Source organism: Psychrobacter sp. PL19 (genome assembly GCF_017875835.1).
Lineage (GTDB): Bacteria > Pseudomonadota > Gammaproteobacteria > Pseudomonadales > Moraxellaceae > Psychrobacter.
Window position 1 is genome coordinate 655,249 of sequence record NZ_JAGING010000001.1, and the last position, 15,409, is coordinate 670,657.

A 15,409-nucleotide genomic window follows, 5' to 3' on the forward strand; every position below is an offset into this window, starting at 1 on the left:
GCGTATCATCAACTTGCTAGAGCGTAACATCAAATGGTAAGCGTGCGGCAATGATTGATAAAACTTAATCCACTATTTTAGCAGAATTGCGCGAATTTACGCGTGGTTTACTGCTTGGTCGTGGCAGTAAATCTTAGGGTTTGCTATGATGAGGTTAGATAACGCTCGGTCTGTCTTAATTCTAGTGTTTCTAGATAAATTAGGATAGATTTTAGCCAACTCATACCTATTAAAACTTTAGTGTTCTCATGTTGAGGACACGTTGGGTTAATTTTTTAGCCCCATCTCTATTGAATGTTTTTATACTTAACAGAGGATAGCCATGACAGCCAATTCTACTTCACAAGCTCAAGATCAAGATCAAAGCACCGCTTCATCATCAGGCCACAACCTACATGGTCGTGCCGCACGTATCGCAACCGTTGAGCGTATTACTGCTGAGACCCAAGTAACCTGTACAGTCAATCTTGATGGTACGGGTCAAGGTACTGTAGACACCGGTGTGCCATTCTTAGACCATATGATCGATCAAATTAAGCGTCACGGTCTTTTCGATTTGGAGATTAAGTGCACTGGCGATACTTTCCTTGACGATCACCATAGTGTTGAAGATACGGGTATTACTCTTGGCCAAGCCTTTGCTAAAGCGCTAGGCGACAAAAAAGGTATTCGTCGTTACGGACACTTTTATGCGCCATTAGACGAAGCCTTAAGCCGTGCGGTCGTTGATCTCTCGGGCCGTCCAGGACTACATATGGATGTTCCATTTACTCGCTCGCATGTGGGTAGATTTGATGTCGACCTGTTTAGTGAATTTTTCTATGGATTTGTCAATCATTCGTGGATGACTGTGCATCTAGATAACCTAAAAGGTAAAAATAGCCATCACCAAATCGAGAGTACCTTTAAAGCTTTTGCCCGTTCGCTACGTATGGCTTGCGAGTATGATGAGCGCGCGCTAAATACCTTGCCATCGACCAAAGAGGCGTTCTAAATGGGCAGAGCGACAAAGATTGCGTTATTAGATTATGGTATGGGTAATTTACACTCAGCCAGTAAAGCACTGTCAGCCGTCGGCGCTGATGTTTCTATCACCAATGACCCCAAAATCGTCGCTGCTGCCGATAAGATTTTCTTTCCGGGTGTTGGTGCGATGCGTGCTTGTATTGCTGGCATGCACGAGGCAGGTATTGATGATGTAATACGCCATGCAGTGTTTAATAAGCCAGTCATGGCCATCTGTGTGGGTATGCAGGCGTTATTTACTGAGTCTGCCGAAAATGATGGTACGCCTTGTCTGGATATTTTAGACGGGCAAGTAAAAGCCTTTGATCCAGCATGGACCGATGAAAAAGATGCGCTGATTAAAGTGCCGCATATGGGCTGGAATACTATAAACAGTATGGATTTTGAGCACCCACTATGGCATGGCATTGCTGACAATTCGCACTTTTACTTTGTGCACAGCTATTATTGCGAACCAGCAGACAGTACGCAAGTCGCTGCTGTTTGTGATTATGGTCAGCCGTTTTGTGCCAGTATCTTGCAAGATAACCTATTTGCCACTCAGTTTCATCCAGAAAAAAGCCATAGTGCAGGCTTGCAGCTATTAAAGAACTTTGTAGAGTGGGATATTTAGACAAACGTGGATTAACTACTTACTTCAGCAATAGGGTAGGCAAACACTCTTTTATTCTTAGTTATTTTCTACTCTCTGACACGCGGAAAATACAGTGGATTTTTATATCTTGAAGATCGGCATTATGAATGCCACAGGACTAGAAAAAGATGCCCTACATATGTATGTGGGCATCAGCGTTTATCTATTGAGTTTAATCCTGCTGCGTCCAATTTTTAGAAAATATAGTATTAGATCGTTTATCGCTTTAATCATGGTGACCTGTATTGCCATACTAGGCGAGTATTTAGACAATCGCCATACTATTACAGAGTTAGGTATCTCTGGCATACGAAGTGTAGAGCTAAAGGCCAGCATCCATGATCTTATCAATACTTGTCTGCTCTCTTACGTGCTCTATGCGCTCACAATGTGGACAAAGGTTTTTCAATCAGTTACCAAACCAACCAGATTGTTAAAATAACGACCTTAGACTGGGTTAGTCTTAGTCTATTTTGAAACGAGCTTAAGTAGGATAGCCCCGAATTGGTGCTAGCCTACTTCTTATCATACAACTCACGTATCACTTCACCAATGACTTATCATATAACTCGCGTACCACGTCCCCAATCACCTTAATACCATCAATCAGGGTCTGCTCATCAGCAGCAATACTCATGCGAATACATTCATGCGCATGTTTATAGTTATCGACATCGATACCGGGGAAGAAGTATTGGCTCGGCACAATCAACGTGCCTTTTTCCTTAAGAATCTCGTATAGCTCAAGGGTAGTAACAGGCAAGTCTTTAAACCACAACCACAAGAATATCGCCCCTTCTGGCTTATGAATGGATAAGGGATAATCACCTAAGGCTTCTTTTAATAAACGTACCGCGGTATTGGCTTGCTGCTGATAAAATGGCTTAATAGCCTCATCAGATAATTGCTTAATACGATCATCTTTCACTAGAGGTGTAGCAAGCGCGGCACCAAAGCGGGTAGGGGCCAGATTGACTACGGCATTCATTGAGCTTACTGCAGAGATGACTTCAGGAGCAGCCACGATGATACCAGTACGCACGCCTGGCAAACCGATTTTAGACAAGCTAAAGCATAAAATGGTATTGGTATCCCAGTTCAGGTGCGCGTCAGAATAAATAATATTAGGAAACGGCATACCATAGGCGTTATCAATAATCAGCGGCACCTCATAGCGTTTGGCAATATCAGCTAAACGGCTCATTTCTTCATCGGTTAGCACGTTGCCGGTTGGGTTGGTTGGGCGTGAGCAGCAAATCGCGCCGATACGACCTTCAACCAGGGCGGGCAGGTTTTCAAGTGCCTCAAAGTCCACTCGATATTTAAAGAACCCTGCCTCACCGTCATGAGTAACCTCATCAATATGCGGTAATACCGCCGCAAAATGCTGACCATCGACATGCACATCACTGTAGCCAATATATTCAGGTGCTAATGGCAGCAGAATTGATTTATCTATCGATTGGTTCTGCTCATCTGTAAACGCGCCACCAAACAGATTGAATAAGTAAAAAAAGGCATTTTGTGAGCCATTGGTCAGAGCAATATTATCAGCGCTTAAGTTCCAATCATAATGACGATTGAAGAAGCCAACTAACGCATCGATAAAGGCAGCATCACCTTGCGGGTTGGAGTAGTTACTCATACTAGTGATGGCAGTGCTTGCTGTTCCGTCAGCGGCCTCTTTATCAGAACCCTTCTTATCAAAGATACCGTCACTACCAAGCGCTTGATAGGTCTGCAAAAATAACTCATTGACTGCCTCGATACGAGCAGGGTTACCACCACCCAGCATATTGACTGGTTGATCGCTTTTTAAGGCATCGCCCAAATCATCCATTAACTGAGAAATACCGGTTGGCTGGGTAAATTTTTGACCAAATTTTGAGAAATTCATAAGGTTACTCTAGGGTTATAAAGTGATATAAAATAAATCATTTAGAGGTTAGTATAACAAATAGCAAACTTTAAGTAAGTCTATACCAACCCTAAAATAAAGATATGATCGTTAGACTTTTGGAGCCTAACAATCTTAGTGTTGGGTCGCTCAATATAGGTCTTGATCGTTATCTATAAATTGGCTGCAAGTTAGCTTTAAGTTTTTAGCAATACTATAAAACCCTTAAATCATTGCCCGTACTCGCGCCATAATTCCGCGGCCAATAACCAAGCGCACATAGATAATCGAAATGCTAAATAATAATGCTAATAATACTAGGCTGCCAATACCTATACTGGCCCACGGCATACTAAACTGTAAATCAAACCAGTAAGTAATAACTGCCCAAGCACCAAGACTAGCGATAGTCACCGCAAATGCCGCAGCACTAATACCTAATAATCCAAGCTCTAAAATATTGAGCATATACAAGTCGCGCTTTTGCATCCCTAACAGACGGAACGAGGCGCTTTCTTGCATGCGATCTTGTGAGGTAGATAGTAATGAGCTGATTAATACCATAACCCCAGTCAACAGCGCAAGTAGGGTAAAGATATACACCAAACGGCTCATCTGCATGACTAGACTTTGTATTTGTTGAGCAATCGCCGTACCATCAATAGTGGTAATCGCAGGAAAGCGCCGCACAATTTTGCTTTGTAGCTCTGGGATTTCATCGGCTATAACGTGAGCTGTAGCAAACTGAATCTGCGGGGCCGAAGACAATACAGATGACTCAAATAAGAAGTAAAAATAGGGACTTGGCCCGCGCTCATAGCGCGAACGAATACTGGTAATCTGGCCAATAATCTCGATGCCTTGAATATTAAAGCGTATCTGATCGCCCATCTCAACGTTAAGCATACCTGCTGCCGTATCTAAGATAGAGAGCGGATGCACTTGCTGTGCAGGTTGTTGACTTGATTGTTGTTCTATCTGTTGATCTGTCTGTAGGGTCGGATTAGTAATAGGTGCATAAAGGGCACCATCTTGTACTGCAGAAGTAACAAATTCAGTATCCATGACCGTATCTGCATAGCTTAAGTTAAATACCCGCGTTGGGTCATCAAAACCATCGGCAGGCTCAATGTCCTGTGCTAGGACCTCGTTAGCGGTCACAACGCGTGCCCGAATGACAGGATAATAACTGACCGGTGCCTCAATCATGGAGTCAATGTCATCATGTTGATCGCTTTGGATATCTAATAGAAAAATATTGGGCGCGTCTTCAGGATAGGCATTCACAAACTGTGCATTGATACTATGATTTAGCGTAGTGATTAGGGTCAGTACGGCTACCGAAAGCGATAAGGTAACGAAGAATAATGCAGATTGATTGCCCTTGCGGGCAAGGTTATGGATGGCAATACGCGGCATCCAGCCTATTTTTGAGAGCATGGCAATGCGCGAAAGTAACCACAACCAACCGCGTGCCAATGCCCAAAATATGGCAATGAATACTATTAAGCCGATAAGCAACTGCGCGCTCAATTTCCATGACTGTACTTCGTAAGCAAAAAATCCATACAGTCCAGCCAGCAGTAGTCCATACCACAATATCGGTAGGCGCTTGTACCAGGTTAGGCGCTGTGATTGTTGACTGGCCCCTTGGTTGAGTAAAGTAGCAGGCTTGGTATGATTGAGCGCACTAAGGCCGCGCTGTGTAATTAATGCCGTTAGTACTAACGCAATCACAACGGTTTTAACCGCACTGATAGGTTTAATGATCAAGCCAATATCTGCTGGTAAGATAGCTACAAGATAGGGTTGACCAATCTTCAGTAGCGCAAAGCTAAGCAATACTGCCGCGATGCAAGCGATTATAGCCGTTCCCATCAGCAGTTGATAATAGCTACGTTTGAGTGATCCAATAGGCTCACCCACGGCCAAACGAATGGCATTATTAGACTGCTGCTTGGTGACAAAGGCGGTAATAACACCATACATCGCCACGGCTGATAACAGCAATACTGCAATGACCAGCAGCTTTAAAAACATCAATACATTGTCGGAGATGCGCGAGACCGAGGTATCTGCTGACTCGGCATCGGACAGCTCAATATCGGGATAGTTCGCAATTATTGTGGTCAATTGCTCGCGTTGGGTCGCCATCAACTCAGGGTCACCTGCCAGCTCAATACGATAGCTCACTCGGCTACGTTGCCCTAATAGATTGGTTGCCGCAAGCGCGTCTTGTTGCATGAGCACTCGACCACCAAAACCAAACGCGGTCAACGGACGATCGGGCTCTTTAATCAGCTCATCTGCAATGGTAAATTGAGCCTCACCAATCGTAATACGGTCCCCAACGCGGACGTTTAAGCTGGTCAGCACCTCAGGAGCAACTATCACGCTGTCAGACGTCAATTGTTGCGCTAATGGTTGTCCAGACGCCAGCTCTACCTCGCCATATAAGGGGTAAGCAGCTGATATTGCCTTCACCCGGGCCAGCACAGTCTGCTCATCGGTGACCACCATCACATTGAACTGATAGTCATACACCGACTGCGAATCTACCACTGTCTCTACTTGGGTCACAACCTCTGCTGGCCAGTCCTGATTACTGGTCAATACCAAATCGCCACCAACTAGTGCCCGTTGATTGTCGTTGATATAGGTATTCACTGACTGTTGAATAGAGTCGAGAGTTAGGTAAGTGGCTAGCGATAACGTTAGAGTCAGTAGGAACAACACTGGATATACCCAGCGTCGCCACCAGCTACGACTTAGCGCTTTGGTACCTAGGTTGCGGCCAAAAATTTGACTCATTATGCCTTGAGACTGCTCGGTTGATAGCTTTGAAGGTTGCTTATCCATTAACTCATTATCCATTAGGCTAAAATCTGCCCATCATGCATAGTTATAACGCGATCGGCCATCTTGGCCAAGGTCGCATCATGGGTTACTACTACTAATGCGGAGCCAACTTGCTCCCTTAGGTCTAACAATAGCTGCATAACTTGTGCCGCGTTTTGTTCATCCAAATTGCCGGTCGGCTCATCAGCAAATACAATCTTTGGACGTGATACTAGCGCCCGCGCTACGGCGGTACGTTGTTGCTCACCACCTGATAGTTGACTGGGCAAGCTATTACGCCTATCACCCAGTCCAACTGCTTCAATCAGTTCAGTCACTCTTAATTTATCAGGACGACGAGCAATATCGAGCGGGAAAGCGATATTTTCAGCGACTGTTAAGGTTGGTAGCAGGTGAAACGACTGAAACACAAAGCCCATATCACGCTGACGGATAACCGCTAGCGCATCCTCATCTAAGGTATTCAATGCTTGATCGGCTAAGGTCACTGATCCGCTATCGGGATAATCTAAAGCCGCTAACAATCCCAGCAAGGTAGATTTTCCTGAGCCTGACTTACCCATAATCACTACGAACTCGCCAGCATTCACATGAATGTTTACGTCTTTAATGATGGACAGTGTTTGTTCACCAACATGGACGGTTTTGTTTAATTGTACGGCGGTAAGTAATGCATCATTGCTAGATGCTGACGTTAAGGCTGCTTCTGATGAAGCGGGTGAGTCTAGTAAGGTCATTGCGTAGTCTCAGTTGGCGTGGCTATTTTTGTATTTGCTGACGTATTTGCTGACGTATTTGCTGGCCCTGATAAATCTTGTTGATTCGCTTTTATCTGCTCAAGCTCAGGTTTTAATATCGGTAAGATATTATTATTAACAATGATGGTATAGCCCTCGCTAGTAGGGTGGATAGCGTCAGCTTGATTAAGCTTTGGATCTGCGGCTACCCCTTCTAATATAAACGGGATAAGTGTGACGTTCATATCTTCGGCTATCTTTGGATACATGGCGGCAAAGGCTTGCACATAATCAGAGCCTAGGTTGTCATAAATCTGCATACCACCTAGGATCACCTGGCTGCCGTTATCTTGTAAGCGCTTAACTGCTGTGCGAATATTGGCGTCAACGGTGGCCACATCGATACCGCGAATGGCATCATTGGCACCAACTGTTAAAATAGTAATGTCAGGTTTAGTCTGTAATACCCAGTCCAAGCGATTGACTAAACCAGTACTGGTTTCACCGCTCAAACCGGAGTTGATAACCTTGGCATTCTTATAGCCCAGTTCTTGTAGGCGTGCTTGCAACTGAGCCGGATAATTTTCATCACTTGCTACCCCAAGACCTTCAGTAAGTGAGTCGCCTAGCGCCAATATCGTCAGTGATTCACTATTTTGTTGCTGGCCGACCTGCGTCGAGGTCTCAGTCGTGGTTTGATTGGTCGCAACTTGAGTATTAGTCGCTTGAGTGTCAGTTGATTCAGGCTCTTTTTGGCAACCACTTAGCACCATCGTTACCAGTAGCAGCACAGCTGCTACACAATGATAAGAGCCTTGTGTTGCCGAGCGTAGAATTGAACTAAAAGAGAAGCTTGTCATGATTATCTTGTCCTATATACCAGCAGTCCAGTGTAGCAAATAATAAGGCGCGTTAAACATTCAACAAAGGCTATTTGTGAATATTTAACGCGCCTTATTTAACAAACTTTGGGGTAACCTATAATGTGTAATCAAAGTGCAATCTTAGCGAATATTGATGCCCAATAGTACAGGTAAACAGTTAGTCTATTGCAACCAATATAAGCCTATCTGTCACAAGTCTACATGCCTTATATTTGTTTACCGTCAACCATCACTGGACGACTGACCATCCAGGCAATGACAACGTTACCAATCATTAAAATTAACATGATTAATAAAGGTAAGTCCCAAGTGCCAGTCGCTTGGTGTAGCCAGCCAGTACCGAGTGGACCAAAAAATGCAATGATATAACCGACTGCTTGCGCCATACCCGATAGCTCACTGGCCTGATTGGCAGTGTAAGTTCGCAGAGAAAACAGCATCATACTCAAGGTGAAAATCGCCGAACAACCAACCCCCATGATTCCTGACCATAACCAAGCTAAGTCAGTAGACAGATAACTGAGGCCTAGTAAACCAATAACGTTCAATACTGCTGCAAATACTGCCAAGGCCTGAATCGGGCGTCCGCGGTTGATTAGCCAAGTTAAACTCAAAATGGATACTGGCGCCATAAACTGGAATACCGAGCCCATCTGTCCTGCTGTCACTGCTGACAAGCCTTTGCTCACCAAAATAGAGGGCAAAAAACTAGCCACTGTATAAAACAGCAAGGACTGGACACCCATAAAGATCGCAATATGCCAAGCAAATGGCGTTCGCCACATAGAAATATTAGACGATCCAGATGACGCAACAGCAACGGCTTGATTGGTAGATGAGCCCAAACGCAAACGTAAAAATATCCAAATAACAATCGCAAAGAGACCTAAAAATGACCAACCGCCCAGTGCCCATTGCCAGCCGATACTCTCCGACAATGGTAGTACCACTCCGGCAACGATGCCTGCGGTCACGGTCATGGTCAGGCTGAATAAACCCGTCACGAGTGGGATATGGTCGGGCGTACGCTGTTTAATCACTGGCGCTGCCAAAGTATTGGCAAACCCGATGGCTAAGGTAAGAATCAGTGTGCCACTCAAAAATCCAATCCAGGTCGGAATGATGGTACGAATAATCATACCAATGGTCAAAAAGACAATCATTGCAATGAGGGTGTTTTCCAGACCAAAACGCTTGCCAATCGCTGGCGCAATAAGTGCACCAACTGCAAAGGTTAGCATTGGCACCGCGCCCAGCCAACCGATCTGGGTCTCAGATATATTGAGTGCTGCTTGCACCACGGGTGCAATAGAGCCAAGCGCGACAATGGGCGCACGCATGTTGGTGCCTAGTAAAATCATGGCACATAATACGAGCCAAAAAGTAAATCTAGAAGAAGGAAGGTTAAACGGTTGCGCCGAATCCGAGCTGGGCTTGGACGGTAAATCAGAAGGGGTGGACATAGCAGCACGACTATCAGAATGAGAAAAAATACATATCATTAGAGAGCGCTGGTGAACCACCACTCATAAAATAACACCCAAAAAATTTCACCAAGACGGTGATTTTGATACATTAAATTAGAATTAGAAAAAAACGCATATCACTGGTAGGAAGCAGATAATAAAATATTGAACAAGGCAGTTGAATAAAGCTGTTTATCAAGGTTAACTAATAAAGATAAGGCATCAAAATATATAGTAAGCATGAGTATCGCAGAAAGCGACTGAGATTATCTAGTCTAAATAGAGTTTGAATAAGATTTAACACTATTATGAGGTCAGTAGTAGACAACGACTACTAGCGTATGGTAACCATTGGCCGTCGTGGCGAGCTAAGCAACATTATGAAAAGATAGCATAGCGTGTTACTTAGCGCTGGTTACTTGTGTCTAGCAGGTCGATAAACGTTGAATAATAAAACAAGTTATAGTGCAGAACTGCCCAACTGAGCTGCTTTAACAGAATCTATCTGCTGATTATCACTTATAGAGTCACATTTATTGGGATCATCACCACAATACGAGCATTTTTCATTGCCCATTAATTTGGCAACACCACCGCAAGAACCTCTAAGTGGTTGTTTCTTGAACATATAACCAACACCCATAAAGATAAAAAACAGTACAAATACGGTAAAGGTGATGGCTAGCATGGGAAGTAATTGGCTAAGCATGGGGCAACCTCGTGTTTAAAAAATGAACCAGTCATTTATAACAATGACTGCTACCAGTATAGCAAAAATTTGCCCTGCCTGTTTGTGATCAAAAGTTTATTGTTAACGCTTAGGGCTTTTTGTCAGCGCGTAGTTGTTGCATAGCTGGGGTTTGGATTATTTGCCAATCATCAATAGTGTCAGCTGCCGACCCGGCTTGGACCCCATCGGCCAGTATTACAAATAATGCCGCAATATCTTGTTCTTTGGCGGTCGCTAAGGCTTTAGCATAAGGCATGGCTGTCAATGCAGTGGCCCAAGCATCAGCGAGTGCGACTGAGTCGGCAGCAACCGTTACCGAGGGCACACCACCAACGATAGGCTCACCAGTAGTGGGATCAATCGTATGACTATAATGCTTGCCTGCGAACACGATAGAGTTGCGATAGTTGCCAGAGGTCGCCAAGTGCATTTTATTGCCGTTATTCATAGGTTGACGAATAGCAGCAATCGTTTGGCGCGCGCTAACAGTACTACCTTCAATAGGGGCATCAATAGCGATTTGCCATGGCTGTTGCTGACTGCTAACTCCTGATGTTGCAACTTCTCCACCAATCTCAACCATATAGTTGCGAATTTGATAGCGGTCTTTGAGGACATCAGCAATCACATCGACGCCATAGCCTTTAGCGACTGCCGAAAAATCAAGACCGATACCGTCTTTGGTTTTATGGATGGTCTGATCTTTTTGCACCACACCTTCAAAATCTACTAGGGCAAGCGCTTGCGCTATTTCACTAGCGCTGGGTGGGCTCTGCAAACGCTCAACGGTCATAGTGCTGCCAAAACCCCAGGTATCAACAAGTGGCATTACTGTGGGGTCAAAGGTACCGCCGGATTGCTCGTAGACTTGACGTGAGACCTTAAGCACACGGCTGAAGTCAGCATCAATGATTATCGGCATCTCTTTTCTCAACTGATTGAATTTTGAGATGGTCGAGTCATCTTGATAGGTAGACATACTGTCATTAATTTGTTGCAGGCGTTCATCAATGGCAGTTTGAATGTCTGCTTCATTTGTATTTTCAGGTAATTGATAACTGATATGATAGCTAGTACCCATGGTTTCGCCACTCAGATAGTTGTAGTCAGGCGTTTGCTGACAAGCGCTGAGGCTTAAAAGACTGGCAACACCAAGCGCGCCAAAGATAGTTTTATTACTAACGGCGCTATTGAGTATAGGAGAGGGGGAGAACTGCGTTAAATTTGGCATAAGTATCACAAATAAGAGTAAGGAATGAGTGGGATTGCAAATGCATTCCACCTATCTTACACCCCTTAACTCTAATAAATACAATAAGCGAAAGGCAAATTTTGTGTTTCTATTATTTTGCTTAATTATTTAACTCAGTTGTTCAAGGTAGTTATTTAAGTTGGCTATTTAACTTGAGACTCACGGATCAGTTTATAAAGCTTGGGTGGCGATAATCGATTGACTCTCATTGCCAGTTTTTCTTTTTGACCCGCGATAACAATATATTCCTCGCCTTTAATTAATGCTTTGCTGGCTTGCTTAGCAAATTCTTTGGCGGTTAAGCCCTTATTGGTAGCGTCATCCATAGTACCTTGCGCTGTACCATCGCCAGTTAAGGCATTGATAGAGACATTGGTTTGGATGAACCCTGGGAAAATATTCGCCACTTCTATCCCTTGATGGTGCAATTCAGCTCGCAGACTGTTTGCCCACATGTGGATAGCGGCCTTGGCTGCGCCATATGCTCCGCGGTATTGCGACCCAAGTAGACCGGCCACACTTGATATCATCACCACCTTACCGCGCCCTTGATCGATCATGTCTGGCAACACCAATCGGGTAAGACGGGTTTGCGCAAAGTAATCTATTTCCATTAATTGACGTTCAACTTCTTCGGTAGTTTCCATAATTAATGAGCGTTGACTGACGCCAGCATTATTAATCAGCCAATCAATATGTGTTGCTTGTTCTTTTGCAGAGTAATAGGCTTGTTTTGTTTGATCGACGTCACTGATATCAAAAGGCACTACGATATGTTTTTTTGACTGTTTGCAGCGTTTTTTGACCGCTTCTAGTTTTTCACTGTTACGACCGCTGAGAATAATTCTTGCACCTCGTCCGGCAAGTTCCACCGCTAGGGCTTCACCAATACCGCTTGAGGCACCCGTTATCCAAATGGTCAAGTTTTTATATTTTACTTTCATAAGAGTCCTTCCTTAAGGTAATAGATCATTCATAGTATAAGAGAGGGCAATCAACTTACTATTTAGATTTGTAATATCAAAATTCAAAGCTATAGTCAATGAAAAGTAATATCGATATATAACCTACTGCTGGCATACGTTTTTCTTGCTTGCTGTGCCTACGCAGACAGAGGCTACAAAAAGCTTATACCAGCAGTACCGTCGCGTTTTTAAGGTATTTTAACTATAGATTTAAATCAGAGACACAAAAAAAGAGCCTCAATTGAGACTCTTGATTGGATAACTATTCATAAGTGTATGGTGTCATAAGCGTATGGTGTCATAAGCATATGGTGTTTGTCTAACCACCAAAGTCATCTAGCGCGATATTCTCGTCTTCCACACCCATGCTGTGCAACATGTCGATTACTGCCGCATTCATCATTGGCGGCCCACACATGTAATATTCACAGTCTTCTGGATTTGGATGATCTTTTAGATACTCTTCCAACAAGACATTATGGATAAAGCCAGTATAGCCATCCCAGTTGTCTTCTGGTAGTGGATCAGACAAGGCCACATGCCATTTGAAGTTAGAGAATTTTTCTTGCAGCTGGTCATAATCTTCCACGTAGAACATCTCGCGAATAGAACGTGCACCGTACCAAAAAGTAATTTTACGATCCGTGTTTAAGCGTTTAAGTTGATCGAAAATGTGCGAGCGCATGGGGGCCATACCGGCACCACCACCCACAAAGATCATCTCAGCTTCAGTCTCTTTAGCGAAGAACTCACCATAAGGACCAGATACCGTCACTTTATCACCAGGTTTCAAGCTAAACGTCCACGAAGACATTTTACCTGGTGGAATACCATCAGGGCCACGTGGTGGCGGACTAGCAATACGAATATTAAACTTAATTAAGCCGCGTTCGTCTGGATAATTGGCCATTGAATAGGCACGAATGACCGGCTCATCAACTTTTGAGACGTAATTAAAGATGCCGAATTTTTCCCAATCCTCTTTATACTCTTCATCAATATCAAAGTCTTTGTAATGTACCTCATGCGGTGGCGCTTCTAACTGTACGTAGCCACCCGCGCGAAATTTCACTTCTTCGCCTTCTGGAATCTTAAGTATCAATTCTTTAATAAAGGTTGCTACGTTATCGTTAGAGACAACCTCACATTCCCATTTTTGTACATCAAAGAATTCAGGATCAATCTCAATCTGCATGTCTTGCTTAACAGCGACCTGACAAGCGAGGCGCATATGATTGCGAATCTCACCTTGAGTAAAGTAGCCTTCTTCTGTGGGTAAAATAGACCCACCACCTTCTATGACACGGCAGCGACATTGCGCACACGTACCACCACCACCACAGGCTGAAGATAAAAATATACCTTCACCAGCAAGAGTTTGGAGTAGTTTACCGCCTGCTGGCGTCACTACGTCATTGTCGGGGTTCTCATTGATATGAATGGTAACATCGCCTGAACTGACCAGTCTTGAGCGCGCCGCCAAAATAATGGCAACCAAGCCCATGATGATCAAGGTAAACATAGCAACGCCACCAATCGCCGTAGCATAATCCATGATATGTATCCTTAATCTATGGGGTAGGGATGAGGGGATAGGCAACAATGCTTGTCCCCGAACCGCTACCTAATAAATGAATTAAATAGGTCAAATACCTAAGTATGGTTTTAAGCACAATGTCTTAAATTGTCATGCCACCGAAAGACATAAAGCCCAGGGACATGAGACCAACTGTAATAAAGGTAATACCAAGACCTCGCAGCGGCGCTGGAATGTCTGAGTACTTGAGTTTCTCACGAATACCCGCTAATACGGTAATGGCAAGTGCCCAACCAAAACCAGCACCAACACCATACACCACGGATTCACTAAAGTTATAGTCACGCTCAACCATAAATAGCACACCACCTAAAATGGCACAGTTGACCGTAATCAGTGGCAAGAATACCCCAAGCGCGTTGTACAGACTTGGGACAAACTTGTCGAGGAACATCTCTAGAATCTGCACCACAGCAGCAATGAGACCGATATAACTGAGCAAGCCTAAAAAGCTCAAATTGATATCAGGGAAACCTGCCCATGCCAATGCGCCATCTTTGAGGATGAACTGGAACAATAGGTTGTTCAGCGGTACGGTGAGCGCCATAACAAAAATGACCGCCACGCCAAGGCCAATAGCGGTGGAAACTTTTTTCGATACCGCCAAAAAAGTACACATGCCTAAGAAATAGGCCAGCGCCATATTTTCGATAAAGACTGAGGTTATAAATAAACTAACATAATGTCCCATTAGTGACCGCCTCCTTGTGCCATGCCTTTAGATTGCGGCTTCATTACGAACTCCGCATCTTCGACCTGTTCAGGTTTCCAAATACGCACAATGACGATAAATAAGGAAATAATAAAGAACGCTGACGGTGGCAATAATAATAAGCCATTGGGTACATACCAGCCGCCATCAGTAGTTGTTTGTAATAATGTAAAGCCAAACCAGCTGCCTGAGCCTAATATTTCACGAATAGTGGCCACAAATAATAATACGGCAGAGTAGCCTAAACCGTTACCAATACCATCTAAAAAGCTGGGAACTGGTGGATTGCTCATCGCAAAGGCTTCTGCACGACCCATCACGATACAGTTAGTGATAATTAAGCCTACGAATACCGACAGTCCCTTACTGACATCATAAGCGACGGCTTTTAATACCTGATCGACTAAGATAACCAAGGAGGCAATAATAGTCATCTGTACGATAATACGGATGCTTGACGGAATTTGTTTACGGATAATCGAGATAAAGAAGCTTGAAAATGCGGTTACCAAGGTCAACGCCACACTCATAACCATCGCATTAGCGACGGTAGTAGTCACGGCCAGTGCCGAACAAATGCCTAATATTTGCAAGCCAATCGGGTTATTATCAAAAACAGGGGAAACTAAAATACTTTTTGTATCAGCCAC

The 15,409-nt window shown here is 44.0% G+C and carries 14 protein-coding genes; 3 read left to right on the forward strand and 11 right to left on the reverse strand.

Translation table 11 applies throughout. The features are described from left to right. Positions 1-322: 322 nt before the first annotated feature. From hisB to H4W00_RS02650, 3 genes are all read left to right on the forward strand, one after another. Complete coding sequence (gene hisB / locus H4W00_RS02640) at positions 323-994, forward strand: imidazoleglycerol-phosphate dehydratase HisB (protein ID WP_334684852.1); 672 nt, start codon at positions 323-325, stop codon at positions 992-994. After that, positions 995-1,639: an imidazole glycerol phosphate synthase subunit HisH gene (hisH, locus tag H4W00_RS02645; RefSeq protein WP_209956114.1), complete on the forward strand. Its 645-nt coding sequence runs from the start codon at positions 995-997 to the stop codon at positions 1,637-1,639. 124 nt (positions 1,640-1,763) lie between these two features. Beyond that, positions 1,764-2,102 (forward strand): hypothetical protein, encoded by a 339-nt coding sequence (locus H4W00_RS02650; protein ID WP_327192737.1) that lies wholly within the window; start codon positions 1,764-1,766, stop codon positions 2,100-2,102. A gap of 99 nt (positions 2,103-2,201) precedes the next feature. Here H4W00_RS02650 and H4W00_RS02655 read toward each other — a convergent pair whose 3' ends face one another. From H4W00_RS02655 to H4W00_RS02705, 11 genes are all read right to left on the reverse strand, one after another. Further along, the gene (locus tag H4W00_RS02655; protein ID WP_209956116.1) at positions 2,202-3,557 is read right to left on the reverse strand and encodes a valine--pyruvate transaminase; all 1,356 of its coding nucleotides are present in this window, start codon (positions 3,555-3,557) and stop codon (positions 2,202-2,204) included. A 225-nt stretch (positions 3,558-3,782) separates the two neighbouring features. After that, the gene (locus tag H4W00_RS02660; protein ID WP_442966424.1) at positions 3,783-6,416 is read right to left on the reverse strand and encodes an ABC transporter permease; all 2,634 of its coding nucleotides are present in this window, start codon (positions 6,414-6,416) and stop codon (positions 3,783-3,785) included. Between the two features lie 14 nt (positions 6,417-6,430). Beyond that, positions 6,431-7,153 carry an ABC transporter ATP-binding protein gene (locus tag H4W00_RS02665; protein WP_209956117.1) on the reverse strand — a complete coding sequence of 241 codons (723 nt, stop codon included), beginning with the start codon at positions 7,151-7,153 and terminating at the stop codon, positions 6,431-6,433. Further along, complete coding sequence (locus H4W00_RS02670) at positions 7,150-8,013, reverse strand: arylesterase (RefSeq protein WP_209956118.1); 864 nt, start codon at positions 8,011-8,013, stop codon at positions 7,150-7,152. Before H4W00_RS02670 ends, H4W00_RS02665 begins: the two co-directional genes overlap by 4 nt. A gap of 230 nt (positions 8,014-8,243) precedes the next feature. Beyond that, positions 8,244-9,539 (reverse strand): MFS transporter, encoded by a 1,296-nt coding sequence (locus H4W00_RS02675; protein ID WP_209956119.1) that lies wholly within the window; start codon positions 9,537-9,539, stop codon positions 8,244-8,246. 424 nt (positions 9,540-9,963) lie between these two features. Beyond that, positions 9,964-10,212, reverse strand: a complete 249-nt coding sequence (nqrM, locus tag H4W00_RS02680; RefSeq protein ID WP_209956120.1) for a (Na+)-NQR maturation NqrM — start codon at positions 10,210-10,212, stop codon at positions 9,964-9,966. A 109-nt stretch (positions 10,213-10,321) separates the two neighbouring features. Beyond that, positions 10,322-11,464, reverse strand: a complete 1,143-nt coding sequence (locus H4W00_RS02685; RefSeq protein WP_209956121.1) for an FAD:protein FMN transferase — start codon at positions 11,462-11,464, stop codon at positions 10,322-10,324. A gap of 164 nt (positions 11,465-11,628) precedes the next feature. Continuing rightward, positions 11,629-12,429 (reverse strand): SDR family NAD(P)-dependent oxidoreductase, encoded by an 801-nt coding sequence (locus H4W00_RS02690; RefSeq protein ID WP_209956122.1) that lies wholly within the window; start codon positions 12,427-12,429, stop codon positions 11,629-11,631. Between the two features lie 340 nt (positions 12,430-12,769). After that, positions 12,770-14,005: an NADH:ubiquinone reductase (Na(+)-transporting) subunit F gene (nqrF, locus tag H4W00_RS02695; RefSeq protein WP_209956123.1), complete on the reverse strand. Its 1,236-nt coding sequence runs from the start codon at positions 14,003-14,005 to the stop codon at positions 12,770-12,772. A gap of 124 nt (positions 14,006-14,129) precedes the next feature. Next, entirely contained in the window at positions 14,130-14,738 is a 609-nt protein-coding gene (gene nqrE, locus H4W00_RS02700; RefSeq protein WP_209956124.1) for an NADH:ubiquinone reductase (Na(+)-transporting) subunit E, read from the reverse strand. Beyond that, a complete protein-coding gene (locus H4W00_RS02705; RefSeq protein ID WP_209956125.1) occupies positions 14,738-15,409 on the reverse strand; it encodes an NADH:ubiquinone reductase (Na(+)-transporting) subunit D in 672 nt (223 codons plus the stop codon). Before H4W00_RS02705 ends, nqrE begins: the two co-directional genes overlap by 1 nt.

What these genes read in the sequence shown, in the direction of transcription:
- hisB (WP_334684852.1), top strand. Translation starts at nt 323, where the DNA reads ATGACAGCCAATTCTACTTCACAAGCTCAAGATCAAGATCAAAGCACC.
- hisH (WP_209956114.1), top strand. Translation starts at nt 995, where the DNA reads ATGGGCAGAGCGACAAAGATTGCGTTATTAGATTATGGTATGGGTAAT.
- H4W00_RS02650 (WP_327192737.1), top strand. Translation starts at nt 1,764, where the DNA reads ATGAATGCCACAGGACTAGAAAAAGATGCCCTACATATGTATGTGGGC.
- H4W00_RS02655 (WP_209956116.1), bottom strand. Translation starts at nt 3,557, where the DNA reads ATGAATTTCTCAAAATTTGGTCAAAAATTTACCCAGCCAACCGGTATT.
- H4W00_RS02660 (WP_442966424.1), bottom strand. Translation starts at nt 6,416, where the DNA reads ATGGATAAGCAACCTTCAAAGCTATCAACCGAGCAGTCTCAAGGCATA.
- H4W00_RS02665 (WP_209956117.1), bottom strand. Translation starts at nt 7,153, where the DNA reads ATGACCTTACTAGACTCACCCGCTTCATCAGAAGCAGCCTTAACGTCA.
- H4W00_RS02670 (WP_209956118.1), bottom strand. Translation starts at nt 8,013, where the DNA reads ATGACAAGCTTCTCTTTTAGTTCAATTCTACGCTCGGCAACACAAGGC.
- H4W00_RS02675 (WP_209956119.1), bottom strand. Translation starts at nt 9,539, where the DNA reads ATGATATGTATTTTTTCTCATTCTGATAGTCGTGCTGCTATGTCCACC.
- nqrM (WP_209956120.1), bottom strand. Translation starts at nt 10,212, where the DNA reads ATGCTTAGCCAATTACTTCCCATGCTAGCCATCACCTTTACCGTATTT.
- H4W00_RS02685 (WP_209956121.1), bottom strand. Translation starts at nt 11,464, where the DNA reads ATGCCAAATTTAACGCAGTTCTCCCCCTCTCCTATACTCAATAGCGCC.
- H4W00_RS02690 (WP_209956122.1), bottom strand. Translation starts at nt 12,429, where the DNA reads ATGAAAGTAAAATATAAAAACTTGACCATTTGGATAACGGGTGCCTCA.
- nqrF (WP_209956123.1), bottom strand. Translation starts at nt 14,005, where the DNA reads ATGGATTATGCTACGGCGATTGGTGGCGTTGCTATGTTTACCTTGATC.
- nqrE (WP_209956124.1), bottom strand. Translation starts at nt 14,738, where the DNA reads ATGGGACATTATGTTAGTTTATTTATAACCTCAGTCTTTATCGAAAAT.